14 protein-coding genes are annotated in these 16287 nt (G+C 66.4%); 13 read left to right on the forward strand and 1 reads right to left on the reverse strand.

Annotated elements, in window-relative coordinates; translation table 11 throughout:
• Positions 1-3 precede the first annotated feature (3 nt).
• Positions 4-912: a lytic transglycosylase domain-containing protein gene (locus A1D30_RS13075; protein WP_242421879.1), complete on the reverse strand. Its 909-nt coding sequence runs from the start codon at positions 910-912 to the stop codon at positions 4-6.
• A gap of 279 nt (positions 913-1191) precedes the next feature.
• Here A1D30_RS13075 and A1D30_RS13080 point away from each other — a divergent pair, with 279 nt between their 5' ends.
• The 13 genes from A1D30_RS13080 (at position 1192) to accD (ending at position 16281) form a co-directional block, all read left to right on the forward strand.
• Entirely contained in the window at positions 1192-2556 is a 1365-nt protein-coding gene (locus A1D30_RS13080) for an MBL fold metallo-hydrolase (protein WP_063461160.1), read from the forward strand.
• A 125-nt stretch (positions 2557-2681) separates the two neighbouring features.
• A complete protein-coding gene (locus A1D30_RS13085) occupies positions 2682-3659 on the forward strand; it encodes a LysR family transcriptional regulator (RefSeq protein ID WP_063461161.1) in 978 nt (325 codons plus the stop codon).
• Positions 3660-3676: 17 nt separating this feature from the next.
• A complete protein-coding gene (gene leuC, locus A1D30_RS13090; protein WP_063461162.1) occupies positions 3677-5098 on the forward strand; it encodes a 3-isopropylmalate dehydratase large subunit in 1422 nt (473 codons plus the stop codon).
• 11 nt (positions 5099-5109) lie between these two features.
• A complete protein-coding gene (locus A1D30_RS13095; protein WP_063461163.1) occupies positions 5110-5241 on the forward strand; it encodes an entericidin A/B family lipoprotein in 132 nt (43 codons plus the stop codon).
• Positions 5242-5254: 13 nt separating this feature from the next.
• Positions 5255-5920 (forward strand): 3-isopropylmalate dehydratase small subunit, encoded by a 666-nt coding sequence (gene leuD / locus A1D30_RS13100; RefSeq protein ID WP_063461164.1) that lies wholly within the window; start codon positions 5255-5257, stop codon positions 5918-5920.
• Between the two features lie 77 nt (positions 5921-5997).
• Complete coding sequence (gene leuB, locus A1D30_RS13105) at positions 5998-7071, forward strand: 3-isopropylmalate dehydrogenase (RefSeq protein ID WP_063461165.1); 1074 nt, start codon at positions 5998-6000, stop codon at positions 7069-7071.
• Between the two features lie 389 nt (positions 7072-7460).
• Entirely contained in the window at positions 7461-8618 is a 1158-nt protein-coding gene (gene asd, locus A1D30_RS13110) for an aspartate-semialdehyde dehydrogenase (RefSeq protein WP_063461166.1), read from the forward strand.
• A 298-nt stretch (positions 8619-8916) separates the two neighbouring features.
• Positions 8917-11541, forward strand: a complete 2625-nt coding sequence (locus tag A1D30_RS13115) for a FimV/HubP family polar landmark protein (protein ID WP_063461167.1) — start codon at positions 8917-8919, stop codon at positions 11539-11541.
• 53 nt (positions 11542-11594) lie between these two features.
• Entirely contained in the window at positions 11595-12416 is an 822-nt protein-coding gene (gene truA, locus A1D30_RS13120; protein WP_063461168.1) for a tRNA pseudouridine(38-40) synthase TruA, read from the forward strand.
• On the forward strand, positions 12413-13174 hold the full coding sequence (locus tag A1D30_RS13125; RefSeq protein ID WP_063461169.1) for a phosphoribosylanthranilate isomerase: 762 nt from the start codon (positions 12413-12415) through the stop codon (positions 13172-13174). The genes truA and A1D30_RS13125 overlap by 4 nt, the downstream gene beginning before the upstream one ends.
• On the forward strand, positions 13152-14429 hold the full coding sequence (gene trpB, locus A1D30_RS13130; protein ID WP_063461170.1) for a tryptophan synthase subunit beta: 1278 nt from the start codon (positions 13152-13154) through the stop codon (positions 14427-14429). Before A1D30_RS13125 ends, trpB begins: the two co-directional genes overlap by 23 nt.
• Entirely contained in the window at positions 14426-15235 is an 810-nt protein-coding gene (gene trpA / locus A1D30_RS13135; RefSeq protein WP_063461171.1) for a tryptophan synthase subunit alpha, read from the forward strand. The genes trpB and trpA overlap by 4 nt, the downstream gene beginning before the upstream one ends.
• Before the next feature lie 173 nt (positions 15236-15408).
• Complete coding sequence (gene accD, locus A1D30_RS13140) at positions 15409-16281, forward strand: acetyl-CoA carboxylase, carboxyltransferase subunit beta (protein WP_063461172.1); 873 nt, start codon at positions 15409-15411, stop codon at positions 16279-16281.
• The last annotated feature ends 6 nt before the right edge of the window (positions 16282-16287 follow it).

A 16287-nucleotide genomic window follows, 5' to 3' on the forward strand; every position in this document is an offset into this window, starting at 1 on the left:
GCTTCACGGCCCGGGCGGTTTTTTCATGCGCGCTGCGGGCTGCACGGCGAGCCCCGTGGCCTTGCCCGGCCGCTCGTGCTGGGGCGCACGGTAGAAGCCCAGGATGCGGCGCACGTACTCGCGCGTCTCGCTGTAGGGCGGCACGCCGCCGTGGCGCTCCACCGCTTTCTCGCCCGCGTTGTAGGCGGCCGAGGCCAGTGCTACATCGCCCCCGAAACGGTCCAGCAGCCAGCGCAGGTAGGTCAGCCCACCACGCACGTTCTGCTCGGGGTTCCACACGTCGCGCACGCCAAAACGCTCCGCCGTTTCGGGGATGAGCTGCATCAGCCCCTGCGCGTTCTTGGGCGACAGCGCGCGGGCCTGGAAGTTGGATTCCGACCGCACGATGGCCAGCGCCAGGCGTGGGTCCACCTCGAAGCGGGGGGCGAGCCGCTGCACCAGCTCGGCGTGGCGGCGTTTGTCGTCGGGCAGGTTGCTGACATAGCGGTCCACCACCTCGTGGGGCACGACCTCCTGGGCAGAGTCGCGCACCTCCAGCCGGGGCGCCTCACCGGTGGTGAGGCAGTCCGGCAGCTGCTCGCCCGGCGCCAGGCCTTCGGCCAGGCTGCGCGCCTTCTCGTGCCCCCGCTGCGCCGCCAGGGCCAGCAAGGTGGCGGCCGCCGCCGGGTCAGGCACCACGTCGCGCCCCCGCATCAGCAGGCGGCCCAGGCGGTATTGCGCCTCCACGCTGCCGTAGCGCGCGGCATCGCAGTAGCGCTGTGCAGCGCGGTGCGGCTGGCGCCGCACTTCGGCCTCGTAGCCCTCCTCCAGCCAGCGCGACAGCACGGGCGGCTCATCGCCCCATTCGGGCGGTTCGTCCAGCGGCTGCGCGTGCGCCTGCCAGCCGCCAGCCAGCAAAACAATAGCCAGCAAGGCGCCATGGGCGTGACAGGAAAACCGGGGCTGCATACCTCAACCTGTTGGATGAAGGTCCCGCTAAGACGGGGCGTCAGGAGATGGGCTGCCCACTGTAGTACCGCCGGAGGATTTGCAACAGAAAAACATTGCCAGCGGTGATTTCTTGATCTGAGGCAAGAATCCACCCGCCAGCGGTAGCCCCCATCCCCCCTGCGCCGTAGCATGAAAGCCCACCCGGCGGTCGTGGGGGCCGCCATCCGGGGAAAAGGGAACAACGGGACAAGGGGCATCGGCATGAACGTCAACATCACCTTCCTGGGCGGCTCGGGCACGGTCACCGGCTCCAAATACCTGGTGCGCCACAACGGCAAGAGCCTGCTGGTGGACTGCGGCCTCTTCCAGGGCTACAAGCAGCTGCGCCTGCGCAACTGGCAGCCCCTGCCCGTCACGCCGCACCAGATCGACGCTGTGGTTCTGACCCACGCCCATCTGGACCACAGCGGCTACCTGCCCCTGCTGGCGCGCGACGGCTACACCCGTGCGATCCACTGCACGCCCGGCACGCGCGACCTGTGCACCATCCTGCTGCCCGACAGCGGGCACCTGCAGGAAGAAGACGCGGCCTTTCTCAACCGCCACCAGCTCAGCAGCCACAGCCCGGCACTGCCCCTGTACACCCGGCTGGACGCACTGCACTGCCTGAAACAGTTCCAGGTCCATGCTTTCCACAAGGCGTTTGAGCCCCTGCCCGGCTGGCGGGTGACGCTCTCCCCGGCGGGCCACATCCTGGGCGCGGCCAGCGTGCTGCTGGAGGTGGGTGGCCGGCGCATCCTGTTCTCGGGCGACCTGGGGCGGCCCGATGACCTGCTCATGAACCCGCCCGACGCCCCGCCCCCGGCCGACACGGTGCTGATCGAATCCACCTACGGCGACCGCGAACACCCGCCCGAGGGGCTGCTGGACGAACTGGGCCCCGCCCTGCAACGCCTGGCCGCGCGCGGCGGCACGGCCGTGGTGCCGGTGTTTGCCGTGGGCCGCGCCCAGGTGGTGCTGCACGCCATTGGCCTGCTCAAGGCGCAGGGCGTGGTGCCTGCGTCGCTCAAGGTGTTTCTGGACAGCCCCATGGCCGTCAGCACCACGGGCCTGTTCCAGCACCACATGCAAGAGCACCGCCTGAGCAGCCGCGAGGTGCAGGCGCTGGAGCATGGCGCCACCATGGTCCAGACGCCCGAGCAGTCCAAGGGCCTGGCCCGGCTGCACGGCCCCATGGTCATCCTGTCGGCCAGCGGCATGGCCACCGGGGGCCGCGTGCTGCACCACCTGGCGCTGCACGCGGGCGACCACCGCAACATGGTCATCCTGACCGGCCACCAGGCGCCGGGCACACGCGGCGCGCGGCTGGCTGAGGGCGAAAAGACCATCCGCATCCATGGCCAGGACGTGGCTGTGCGTGCCGAGGTGGTGCGGCTGTCGTCTGCCTCGGCCCATGCCGATGGCAACCAGCTCGTCGCCTGGCTGCGCAGCATGGGCCACGCGCCCGACCAGGTGTATGTGGTGCATGGCGAAATGGGCGCCGCCGACCACCTGCGCCAGCGCATAGCGCACGAACTGCGCTGGAATGCGGCGGTGCCAGAGCATGGCAGCACCTGCGTGGCCTGAGCCCTGCCCTTGCGCAGCAGGCAAACCGTAGACGGGCAACCCAGCCATCGCGCATGGCGATGACAATTGACAAATAATGAGGAGAAAATAGCCATCCTTCTCGTTTTGAGAAGACAAAAACCCCCATGAAAAGCTCCGAGCGCAGTTTTGCGCGCCGTATCGACCTCACCTCGCTGCAACTGTTTGTGGCGGTGTGCGAGCTTGGCAGCATCGGCCGCGCGGCCGAGCGCGAGTTCATTGCGGCATCGGCCGTCAGCAAGCGCCTGTCGGACCTGGAAACCGCTGTGGACACGGCCCTGCTGTACCGCCACAGCCGGGGCGTGACCCTGACCCCGGCGGGCGAGAGCCTGCTGCACCACGCCCGCACCGTGCTGTTTGGCCTCGAACGCATGCAGGGCGAGCTGAGCGAATACGCCGACGGCGTGCGCGGCCATGTGCGCATGCATGCCAACATCTCGGCCATCTTCCAGTTCCTGCCCGAAGACCTGGGCGCCTTTGCGCGCGAGCACAGCCAGATCAAGATCGACCTGCAGGAGCACCTCTCCAGCGACGTGCTGCACGCCGTGCAGGAAGGCGCGGCCGACCTGGGCATCTGCAACATCGGCATGGCCAGCGCCGGGGGCAGCCCCGCCCTGCAAAGCCGCCCCTACCGGTCTGACCGTTTGATGCTTGTAGTGCCTTCTGGGCACGCCCTGTCTGCCCAGGCAGCTATCAATTTTGAAGAAGTGCTGGACTGGGACATTGTGGGCCTGCATGCCAACAGCAGCATCAGCCTGGCCATGCGCGCCGCCGCCGCTGCTGCCGGGCGCCCGCTGCGCCAGCGCATCCAGGTCACAGGGCTCGATGCCATGTGCCGCATGATCGACAACGGCCTGGGCGTGGGCCTGCTGCCCGACCGGGCCTTTGCACTCATGCGCGGCGTGGGCCAGCTGCAGGCCATCCCGCTGACCGACGCCTGGGCCCACCGCGAACTGCGCGTGGTGGCCCGCGACTTTGAGGCCCTGCCCATCACCGCGCGCCTGCTGGTGGAACACCTCGCGCCACACCCCGGCCCGGCACCAGTGAACCCAGCCCCCGACACTAAAATCCAATCCCCCACCTGAAAGTAGAAAGCCACGCCATGGGACGCACCCTGTACGACAAGATCTGGGACGAGCATGTTGTCCACACCGAAGAGGACGGCACCTCCATCCTCTACATCGACCGCCATCTGGTGCACGAAGTCACAAGCCCCCAGGCCTTCGAAGGCCTGCGCGAGGCGGGCCGCAAGGTCTGGCGCATGAGCTCCATCGTGGGCACGGCCGACCACAACACGCCCACCACGGGCTGGGAACACGGCTACGACGGCATCACCGACCCGATCAGCAAAGAGCAGATCACCACGCTGAACGACAACATGGCGACGATCTCGCCCGCCGCGTTCTTCCCCTTCATGCACAAGCGCCAGGGCATCGTGCACGTGATTGGCCCCGAAAACGGCGCCACCCTGCCCGGCATGACCGTGGTGTGCGGCGACAGCCATACCAGCACGCACGGCGCGTTTGGCGCACTGGCCCACGGCATCGGCACCAGCGAGGTCGAGCACGTCATGGCCACGCAGACCCTGCTGGCCAAGAAGGCCAAGAACATGCTGGTGCAGGTGGACGGCACGCTCGCCAAGGGCGTGACCCCCAAGGATGTGGTGCTGGCCATCATCGGCAAGATCGGCACGGCGGGTGGCACGGGCTACACCATTGAGTTTGCAGGCTCCGTCTTCCGCGCCATGAGCATGGAAGGCCGCATGACCGTGTGCAACATGGCCATCGAAGGCGGCGCGCGCGCGGGCCTGGTGGCCGTGGACGACAAGACGATTGAATACGTCAAGGGCCGCCCCCTGTCGCCCACGGGCGTGGAGTGGGACCAGGCCGTGGCGTACTGGAAGACGCTGCACTCGGATGCCGACGCGCAATTCGACACCGTGGTCAAGCTCGATGCTGCCGAGATCCAGCCACAGGTCACCTGGGGTACGTCGCCCGAAATGGTGCTGGGCATCGACGCCCGCGTGCCCGACCCAGACAAGGAAAAAGACGCCAACAAGCGTGGTGCCATCGAGCGTGCGCTGACCTACATGGACCTGCAGCCCGGCAAGCCCATCAACGACATCACCATCGACAAGGTGTTCATCGGCAGTTGCACCAACAGCCGCATCGAAGACATGCGCGAAGCCGCTGCCGTGGTGAAGAACCTGGGCCGCAAGGTGGCCAGCAACGTGAAGCTGGCCCTGGTGGTGCCCGGCTCGGGCCTCGTCAAAGAGCAAGCCGAGCGTGAAGGCCTGGACCAGATCTTCAAGGCCGCAGGCTTTGAATGGCGCGAACCCGGCTGCAGCATGTGCCTGGCCATGAACGCCGACCGCCTGGAGCCCGGCGAGCGCTGCGCCTCCACCAGCAACCGCAACTTCGAAGGCCGCCAGGGCGCTGGGGGCCGCACCCATCTCGTCAGCCCCGCCATGGCCGCCGCTGCTGCCGTGCACGGCCATTTTGTGGACATTCGCCAATTCGCCTGAAGGAGCACGCCATGAAGAAAATTGCCGCAACCCTCATCGCACTGTCTGCCGCCTTGCTGCTGGCCGGATGCAACACCGTCAAGGGCGTGGGCCAGGACGTTCAACGGGCAGGGGGCGCGCTCGAACGCGCCGCCAACAAGTAACCACAAGGCAGCCATGCAGAAATTCACCGTGCACAAGGGCCTGGTGGCCCCAATGGACCGCGAGAACGTCGATACCGACGCGATCATCCCCAAGCAGTTCCTCAAGTCGATCAAGAAGACGGGCTTTGGCCCCAATCTGTTTGACGAGTGGCGCTACCTGGACAAGGGCGAGCCGGGCATCCCCGAGTCCGCCCGCAAGCCCAACCCCGACTTCGTGCTGAACCTGCCGCGCTACAAAGGCGCCAGCATCCTGATCGCGCGCAAGAACTTCGGCTGCGGCTCCAGCCGCGAACACGCCCCCTGGGCGCTGGACCAGTTCGGCTTTCGCGCCGTGATCGCGCCCAGCTTTGCCGACATCTTCTTCAACAACTGCTTCAAGAACGGCCTCTTGCCCATCGTGCTGCCCGAGGCCACCGTGGCCCAGCTGTTCGATGAAGTGGCGGCCTTCCCCGGCTACCAGCTCACCATCGACCTGGAGCGCCAGGTGGTCGTGCGCCAGAACCGTGACGAGGTGGTGGGCGAAGAAATCCCGTTCGACGTGATCGCCTTCCGCAAGTACTGCCTGCTCAACGGTTTCGACGACATCGGCCTGACCCTGCGCAAGTCCGACAAGATCCGGGCGTTTGAAGCAGAGCGTCTGGCCACCAAGCCCTGGCTGGCACACACCATGGTGTCCTGAGCCCCAAAATACCCATCAAAATGGCCGTTTGCGCGCAACCAGATTGCCCAAGCAGCTATCAAAATAGAAGCAAACCAATGAAAATCGCAGTTCTGCCGGGTGACGGCATTGGCACCGAAATCGTCGCCGAGGCCGTCAAGGTCCTGAAGGCGCTCGACCTGAAGTTCGAGATGGAATCCGCCCTGGTCGGTGGCGCCGCCTACGAAGCCCACGGCCACCCGCTGCCCGAGTCCACGCTCAAGCTCGCCAAGGAAGCCGACGCCATCCTGTTCGGCGCTGTGGGCGACTGGAAATATGACAAGCTCGACCGCCCCCTGCGCCCCGAGCAGGCCATCCTGGGCCTGCGCAAGAACCTGGGCCTGTTCGCCAACTTCCGCCCCGCCATCTGCTACGAGCAACTGGTGGGCGCTTCGAGCCTCAAGCCCGAGCTGATCGCGGGCCTCGATATCCTCATCATCCGCGAGCTGACCGGTGACATCTACTTCGGCCAGCCGCGTGGCCGCCGTGTGGCCACCGATGGCCACTTCCCCGGTGCCGAGGAAGCCTTCGACACCATGCGCTACAGCCGCCCCGAGATCGAGCGCATCGCCCACGTCGCCTTCCAGGCCGCCCGCAAGCGCAACAAGAAGGTCACCAGCGTGGACAAGGCCAACGTGCTCGAAACCTTCCAGTTCTGGAAGGACGTGGTCACCGACGTGCACAAGGAATACCCCGACGTCGAACTGCAGCACATGTATGTGGACAACGCGGCCATGCAACTCGTGAAAGCGCCCAAGGCGTTTGACGTGGTGGTCACCGGCAACATGTTCGGCGACATCCTGTCAGATGAAGCCTCGATGCTCACCGGCTCCATCGGCATGCTGCCGTCGGCCAGCTTGAACAGCAGCAACCAGGGCCTGTACGAGCCCAGCCACGGCAGCGCCCCCGACATCGCGGGCAAGGGCGTGGCCAATCCGCTGGCCACCATCCTGAGCGCCGCCATGATGCTGCGCTTCAGCCTGAACCAGGAAGCCGCCGCCCAGCGCATCGAAGCCGCCGTGCAAAAGGTGCTGGCCCAGGGCCTGCGCACGCCCGACATCTACAGCGAAGGCACCACCAAGGTGGGCACCGCGCAGATGGGCGATGCCGTGGTGAAGGCGCTGGCCGCCTGAGGCCCATTGACCCGGTGGACGCAAGTCTGCTGGGCCCACCCCGTCCCCAGAAAGCGCCGCATTGCGGCGCTTTTTCATGGGCGCCCGCATCCCGCTGTGTCTTGAAAGCATCGCCCGGCCCGGTAAATCTGGGCAAAAAGCGCTCAAAACACGGTGATGGGACCTGATCCGCTACAATCGCACCCTATGTTTGCCGCCCGCCCGTTCGCCCTGAACACCGCTACTGCCGCCCTGGCAGGCGTGGCTGTGCGCGCAATCACCACCAAAACCACGACCATTAAGGGCTGACCCAGCTCCGGTATCGTCGTGCGCCCTCCCTGGCCCAGACGAGCCGGGGCAGAAGTCAGTCCCGGTCGGGCACTGTTTCTTACACTGAAAGGGGCGTTGAAATGAGCAAGTTGGTAGGGTTGGTCGGCTGGCGCGGCATGGTCGGCTCGGTCCTGATGGACCGCATGGAACAAGAGAAGGACTTCGATCTGATCGAGCCCATGTTCTTCTCCACCTCGAATGCAGGCGGCAAGGCCCCTGCCCAGGCCAAGAACGAGACTGCCCTGCAGGACGCGTTCAACATCGAGGCCTTGAAGCGCTGCGAAATCATCATCACCGCCCAAGGCGGCGACTACACCAGCGAGGTGTACCCCAAGCTGCGCGCTGCGGGCTGGAACGGCCACTGGATCGACGCGGCTTCCTCCCTGCGCATGGAAAAGAACGCCGTCATCGTGCTCGACCCGGTGAACATGCCCGTGATCAAGAACGCGCTCGCCAACGGCGGCAAGGACTGGATCGGCGGCAACTGCACCGTGAGCTGCATGCTGATGGGTGTGGGCGCGCTGTACAAGGCGGGCCTCGTGGAGTGGATGAGCACCCAGACCTACCAGGCCGCTTCGGGCGGCGGTGCCCAGCACATGCGCGAGTTGCTCACGCAATACGGCACGCTGAACGCCGAAGTGCGTTCGCTGCTCGACGACCCCAAGAGCGCCATCCTGGAAATCGACCGCAAGGTGATCGCCAAGCAACGTGCCCTGACCGGTGCTGAGACCGCCAACTTCGGCGTGCCGCTGGGCGGCTCGCTGATCCCCTGGATCGACAAGGACCTGGGTATTGGCAAAAGCCAGGACGAGCCTGGCTGGGGCATGTCCAAGGAAGAATGGAAGGGCATGGCCGAAACCAACAAGATCCTGGGCCAGGGCGAAGGCTTCAGCACCGCCGCCATCCCCGTGGACGGCTTCTGCGTGCGCGTGGGCGCCATGCGCTGCCACAGCCAGGCGCTGACCTTCAAGCTCAAGAAGGACGTGCCCGTGGCCGACATCGAAGCCATGGTCGCGGCCGACAACGAGTGGGTGAAGGTGGTTCCCAACACCCGTGAAGCGACCATCCAGGACCTGACGCCCGTGGCCGTGACCGGCACCATGACGATCCCCGTGGGCCGCATCCGCAAGCTGGCCATGGGCCCCGAATATGTGGGCGCCTTCACCATTGGCGACCAACTGCTGTGGGGCGCTGCCGAGCCGCTGCGCCGCATGCTGCGCATCCTGCTGGACGCGTGATTCCAGGGCCGATGGGCCCTCTTCTCAAAGCGCGCATACCCCCGTGTGCGCGCTTTTTCACGTCCAGACACCAGACACACTCCGTTACGGGACGTTGGCAATTGGCAACAACCGGATGCCCCAAGTTGGGGCCCCGGCACCCCTCTCAAAGCTTCGGCGCCACCTCAGCTTGTCAGTGCAAAACATTGATGCTATGGTGCTTTTTACATATTTTCACGCGCCGGGGCGGGACCAGACCATGACAAAAAAAGCACCGCTCGTCCGAGCCGCACAAAACCCTCATCAGTTGTTGGCAAACATGCATCGTTGGAAATTCTCTGTCCTGGCGGCCGCGGCCGTGGCTTGTTCTGGTTTTTACGCCAGCGATGCATCAGCCCTGGCACTGGGCCGTATCACTGTGCAGTCGGCCCTGGGCGAGCCCCTGCGCGCAGAAATCGACCTGCCCCAGATCACCCCGGCCGAAGCCGACACGCTGCGCGCCACAGCCGCTGCCCCCGAAGTGTTCCGCGCTCAGGGCATGGAATACACCCAGGCCATGAACAACCTGCAGATCCAGCTGCAGCGCCGCCCCGACGGCACGGCCGTGTTGCGCCTGACCAGCGACCGCCCCGTGAACGAGCCCTTCCTGGACCTGGTGCTGGATGCCAACTGGGGTACTGGCCGCCTGGTACGCAGCTACACCATGCTGTTCGACCCACCCGCGCTGCGCCGTCCGGCGCCTGCGGTCACGGCCTCGCCCCAGATTTCTGCCCCCGCAGTGCAAGCCGCGCCTGCCGTGCGTGCACCAGCGGCCCCCAGGCCCACCGAATCTGCCGCCGCACCGGCTGCGCCCCGTCCTGCCGCCGCTCCGCGCCCCACCCCCACGGATGGAGTCACCGTCCAGGCGGGCGACACGGCCGGCCGCCTCGCCAATAGCTACAAGCCCGCAGGCGTGTCGCTGGACCAGATGCTGGTCGCCATGATGCGCGCCAACCCCGACGCGTTCATCCAGGGCAACGTCAACCGCATCAAGGCGGGCGCTGTGCTGCAAATGCCCGACGAGGCTGCAGCCCAGTCCACCACGGTCCCCGAGGCACGTCAGATCCTCGCTGCACAGGCGCGCGACTTCAACGACTTCCGCCGCAAGCTCGCTGGCGCAGCCCCGTCCACCGAAGTGGCTGCCGCACAACGCTCGGCCTCGGGCTCTGTGCAAACCCGGGTGGAAGACAAAAAACCCGCCACGGCTGCGCCTGACAAGCTCACGCTCTCCAAGGGCTCTGTGAAGGGCCAAAAGGCGGCCGAAGAGCAGGTCGCCAAAGACAAGCAGGCGGGCGAAGCCGCCACCCGGATGGCCGAGCTGTCCAAGAACATCACCGACCTGAACAAGCTGGGCGCAGCTTCGTCCGCTACAGGCGGCAGTGCCGCACCTGCAGCCGCAGGCGCTGCCAGTGCCCCCGCAGGCGTGGCCGTGCAAGCGCCCGCCGTACCCGCCACGCCCACGGCCCCGCCCGCCCCCGAGGCCCCAGCATCGGCGCCTGCCGCCGCAGCCAGCGCTCCGGCAGAAGCATCGGTTCCTGCCGAAGCGGCCGCGTCGGCGCCTGCGGCTGAAGCATCAGCCCCTGCACCGGCTCCAGCCCCGGCGCCTGTACCCACGCCAGCCCCGGCCCCCGCGCCGGTCGAAGAGCCCGGCCTCCTGGCCGGTCTGATAGACGATCCGCTGCTGCCGATTGGTGGTCTCCTGGTCGCAGGGGCGCTAGGGTTTGTCGCTTACCGCGTTGTCCAGCGTCGCCGCCAGAACAACGGCGTGGACAGCTCCTTCCTCGAAAGCCGCATCCAGCCCGACTCCTTCTTTGGCGCCAGCGGCGGCCAACGCGTAGACACGGCCAACAGCGACATGACCACTGGCTCGTCCATGGCCTATTCGCCGAGCCAGCTGGATGCCGGTGGCGATGTGGACCCCGTGGCCGAGGCCGATGTCTACCTGGCCTATGGCCGCGACCTGCAGGCCGAAGAAATCCTGAAAGAAGCCGTCCGCCACAACCCCGGCCGTGTTTCTGTGCACGTCAAGCTGGGAGAAATCTACGCCAAGCGCCAGGACCGCAAGGCCCTGGAGGCCGTCGCCGGTGAGGTCTTCAAGTTGACCCAAGGCGAAGGCCCGGACTGGGCGCGCATCGCCGAACTGGGCCATGACCTGGAACCCGACAACCGCCTGTACCAACCGGGCGGCCGCCCCGGCATGGGCGAAGACGAGTCGCCATCGCTGCCCCCTGGCGGCTTCCCCAGCACCTTCACTGGCGCAGGCAGCACCGCTGATGCGGCCCTGCCGCCCGACCTGGACCTGGATCTCGACCTGGACCTGCCCGATGACGCGTTGACCGACGCACCTCCCGCTGCCCCCGGCGGATTTGCTGCAGCAGCTGCCGCGGCCACCAGCGCCCGTGGCAACACGCCGTCGGACGCGGACGAGCCCCCCACACTGCGCCCCGAACTGGATCTGCCCCCACCGTCCGCAGAACCTCCCGCCGCGTGGAACAGCCCCGACACGTCGCCCAGCCCCATGGCGCCGCCTCCGGTGGCCGACCTGGACTTCCCCAGCGCTGACGACCTGAGCATGGCCCCTTCCGGCCCCATGCCGCTGACGGGTGACGCCAAGGACTCCGGCCCCATGGAATTCGACCTGGGCGAGCTGTCGCTGGACCTGAATGCGCCCACCAAGCCCATGGCAGCCCCCGCAGCCAAGGCGCCAGCCCCGGTGGCCGACTCCTCGGACGACGGCTCCGCCGCCGCGCAGGACGACCCCTTGGCTACCAAGCTGGCGCTGGCGGAAGAGTTCAACGCCATTGGTGACACCGACGGTGCCCGCACGCTGATTGAAGAGGTGGTTGCGGAATCCAGCGGCGCACTCAAGACCCGCGCCCAGCGCATGCTGGCCGAACTGGGCTGATGCTGCCCTCTCCGGCACACACAACCCCACCCACCCCGTCCCCAGGCCACCCCATGACGCGGGTGGCACTGGGTGTCAGCTACAACGGCCAGGCCTACAGCGGCTGGCAAAGCCAGCTGTCGGGCAACACGATTCAGGACAAACTCGAAGCGGCCCTGGGCCGCTTTGCCACGCACCCCGTGAGCACCCTGTGCGCTGGCCGCACCGATGCGGGGGTGCACGGGCTGATGCAGGTGGTGCACTTTGACACCCCGCTTCAGCGGCCAGCATCGTCCTGGGTGCGGGGCACCAACACCTTTCTCCCGGCCGACATTGCCGTTCAGTGGGCGCAACCCGTCCCCTCAGATTTCCACGCCCGCGCCAGCGCCGTGGCGCGTCGCTATGCCTACGTGCTCTTGCAATCGCCGGTACGGCCGAGTGTGGATGCCGGACGCGTAGGCTGGGTGTTCCACCCGCTGGACCACGATGCCATGCGGCAGGCGGCCGACATCCTGCTGGGCAAGCATGACTTCACGTCCTTTCGCGCCTCTGCCTGCCAGGCCAAGTCGCCCGTCAAGACGCTGCACCGCATCGACATCACCCGCCGGGGCCTCGGCGACCCCCACCCGGAACTGGGCTGGAGCCCCTGCTACTGGCGCTTTGAATTCGAAGCCAATGCTTTTCTGCACCACATGATCCGCAACATCATGGGCTGCCTGATTGCCGTGGGCCGGGGGGACCAGCCGCCCGAATGGATGGCCCAGGTGCTGGCCGCGCAGTCACGCGACGCGGCCGCACCCACGTTTTCTCCCGACGGGCTGTATTTTCAGGGCCCGGTCTACGAAGCCCGCTGGGGCCTGCCCCAGCGCACGGCTGCGTATGATTGGCTGCCATGAAAGCCCAAGACATCGCCCCCCTTCCCCCCGCCCGCACCCGCATCAAGATCTGCGGCCTGACCCGCGAGGAGGACGTGGATGCGGCCGTGGCCGCAGGTGCCGACGCGATCGGCTTTGTGCTCTATGCCCCGAGCCCCCGTGCGGTCACGCCGGCGCGCGCAGCCCAGCTGGCCAAACGCCTGCCTCCGTTTGTGACCCCAGTGCTGCTCTGCGTGAACGAGAATGCTACAAATGTAATAGCTGCAAGCGCTTTGGTAGCGGGCGCAACCATCCAATTCCATGGTGACGAATCGCCCGAGGACTGCCTTGCAGCCACCGGTCAGGGCGCCAGGCCCTACCTGCGCGCAGCACGCATTCCCCTGGGTGATGGTGCCGCCCGGTTCGACCTCGTAAAATACGCAAACGATTATTCTCACGCCCAGGCCATCCTGCTCGACGCCCATGTCGAAGGTTATGGCGGCGGCGGCAAGGCATTCAATTGGTCACTCCTTCCACCAAGCGTCAGCTCTCACCTCGTTTTGTCTGGTGGACTCACGCCTGCAAACGTGATCGATGGCATTTTGCAAGTCCGCCCGCGTTGCAAAACGCTGGCGGTTGATGTCAGCTCCGGCGTCGAGGCCACGGACCCGAACGGTCCCGATGGCCAGCCCCTGAAGGGCATCAAGGACGCCGGAAAGATCCAAAGGTTCATCGCCGCCGTGCGTGCGGCCGATGCCCAACTTGCAAAGAACCCTCATGAATTCCTATCAGCAACCTGATTCCTCAGGCCACTTCGGCCCTTACGGCGGCAGCTTCGTCAGCGAAACACTCACCCACGCGATCCAGGAACTGCGCGACGCCTACGCCCGCTACCAGAACGACCCGGATTTCGTGGCCGAGTTTGCGTACGAGCTCAAGCACTTCGTGGGCCGCCCCTCGCCGGTCTACCACGCCGCCCGCACCAGCCGCGAGCTGGGCGGCGCGCAGATCTACCTCAAGCGCGAAGACCTCAACCACACCGGCGCCCACAAGATCAACAACGTGATCGGGCAGGCCATGCTGGCACGCCGCATGGGCAAGCCGCGCGTGATCGCCGAGACCGGTGCAGGCCAGCATGGCGTGGCCACGGCTACCATCTGCGCGCGCTACGGCCTCGAATGCGTGGTCTACATGGGCAGCGAAGACGTCAAACGCCAGAGCCCCAATGTGTTTCGCATGAAGCTGCTGGGCGCCACCGTGGTGCCCGTCGAATCGGGCAGCAAGACGCTGAAAGACGCGCTCAACGAAGCCATGCGCGACTGGGTGGCCAATGTGGACAACACCTTCTACATCATCGGCACCGTGGCGGGCCCGCACCCCTACCCAATGATGGTGCGCGACTTCCAGAGCGTGATCGGCAAAGAGTCCATCGAACAAATGCCTGCCATGCTGGCCGAGCAAAAGATCGCTGCCGAGCAGCCCGATGCCGTGATCGCCTGCGTGGGCGGCGGCAGCAATGCCATGGGCATCTTCCACCCCTACATTCCGTTCGCAAAGACGCGCCTGATCGGCGTGGAGGCTGCGGGCGAGGGCCTGGACAGCGGCAAACACTCCGCATCGCTGCAGCGTGGCAGCTCTGGCGTGCTGCATGGCAACCGCACCTTCATCTTGCAGGACGCCAACGGCCAGATCACCGAAACCCACAGCATCAGCGCGGGCCTGGACTACCCCGGCGTGGGCCCCGAGCACGCCTGGTTGCAGGAGATCGGCCGCGCCGAGTACGTGGGCATCACCGACCAGGAAGCACTGTCGGCCTTCCACCACCTGTGCCGCACCGAAGGCATCATCCCGGCGCTCGAATCGAGCCACGCCTTTGCCTACGCCCTCAAGCTAGCGCCCACCATGCGGCCCGACCAGGCCATCCTGGTCAACCTCTCGGGCCGGGGCGACAAGGACATCGGCACCGTGGCTGACCTCTCGGGTGAAGATTTCTACGACCGCCCTTCCATGCGCGGCCTGACCGTCAAGGGCGCCCCGGGAGACGCCAAGCAATGAGCCGCATCCAGACCACTTTTGAACAGCTGAAAGCCCAGGGCCGCAAGGCACTGATCCCGTACGTCACCGCAGGCTTCCCGTTTGCCGACATCACGCCCGCCCTCATGCACGGCATGGTGGAGGCCGGTGCCGATGTGATCGAGCTGGGTGTGCCGTTTTCCGACCCCATGGCCGACGGCCCCGTGATCCAAAAGGCGGGCGAAAAGGCCCTGGGCCTGGGCGTCGGCATGGTGCAGGTGCTGGACCACGTGCGTGAGTTCCGCAAGCGCAACACCACCACGCCCGTGGTGCTGATGGGCTACGCGAACCCGGTGGAGCGCTATGACCAAGTCCATGGTGAGGGCGCCTTTGTGCGCGACAGCGCCGAGGCCGGGGTCGATGGTGTGCTCATCGTGGACTACCCGCCCGAGGAATGCGAAGCCTTCGCCGCCAGCCTCCAGGCAAATGGCATGGACCTGATCTTCCTGCTGGCCCCCACCAGCACGGACGAGCGCATGGCCCAGGTGGCGCGCGTGGCCAGCGGCTATGTGTACTACGTGTCGCTCAAGGGCGTGACCGGCTCCGGCGCACTCGACACGGCGGCAGTCGAGCAGATGCTGCCCCGCATCCGCCAGCATGTGCACATCCCTGTCGGCGTGGGCTTCGGCATCCGCGATGCGGCCACGGCGCAGGCGATCGGCAAGGTGGCAGACGCCGTGGTCATCGGCAGCCGCATCATCCAGTTGATCGAAGACCAGGAGCATGCCAAGGTGGTGCCCCTGACCATCGACTTCCTGCGCGGCATCCGCAAGGCTTTGGACGCGTAAAATAAAGAGCATCCCCCTGAGCGGCTTTGCCGCTTCCCCCTTCTCTCGCGCTCCGCGCGGGAAGGGGGACGCTCCCAGCGCGGCGGGGCGGCCCTTGCGCGGGAGCCCTGGCCTTTAGGCCGCGCCAGTTTCAAGGCCGTGCCGCAAATGGCCCATTCATACAGAGGAAAACCATGTCCTGGCTCGAAAAACTTCTGCCCTCCAAGATCCAGCAAACCGACCCCACCGAGCGCCGCCAGGTGCCCGAAGGCCTCTGGATCAAGTGCCCAAGCTGTGAGACGGTGCTCTACAAGGCTGACCTGGAACACAACCAGAACGTCTGCCCCCACTGCAGCCACCACCACCGCATCGGTGCCCGTGCGCGCCTGGACTCCTTCCTCGACGCCGAAGGCCGCTATGAAATCGGCCAGGAAGTGCTGCCCGTGGACGCCTTGAAGTTCAAGGACAGCCGCAAGTACCCCGAGCGCTTGAAGGAAGCGCTGGAGAACACCGGCGAGACCGATGCGCTCATCGTCATGGGTGGCGCGGTCAAGAGCATCAACGTGGTGGCGGCCTGCTTCGAGTTCGATTTCATGGGCGGCTCCATGGGCTCCGTGGTCGGCGAACGCTTCGTGCGCGGCGTAGAAACCGCCATCGAGCAGAAGGTGCCCTTCATCTGTTTCACCGCCACCGGCGGCGCGCGCATGCAGGAAGGCCTGCTGTCGCTAATGCAGATGGCCAAGACCAACGCCGCCCTCACCCGTTTGGCCAAGAAGGGCCTGCCCTACATCAGCGTGCTGACCGACCCGACCATGGGCGGCGTCTCTGCTGGTTTTGCCTTCGTCGGCGACATCGTGATCGCCGAGCCCAAGGCCCTGATCGGCTTCGCCGGCCCGCGCGTGATCGAATCGACCGTGCGCGTGACGCTGCCCGAGGGCTTCCAGCGCGCCGAGTTCCTGCAGACCAAGGGCGCAGTGGACTTCATTTGCGACCGCCGCGAACTGCGCAACACCGTGGCCAGCAGCCTGGCCATGCTGCAGCGCCTGCCGGCGGATGCAGTGATGTAACCAAAG

Origin of the sequence: Acidovorax sp. GW101-3H11, assembly GCF_001633105.1 — a bacterium.
Classification (GTDB): domain Bacteria; phylum Pseudomonadota; class Gammaproteobacteria; order Burkholderiales; family Burkholderiaceae_C; genus Acidovorax.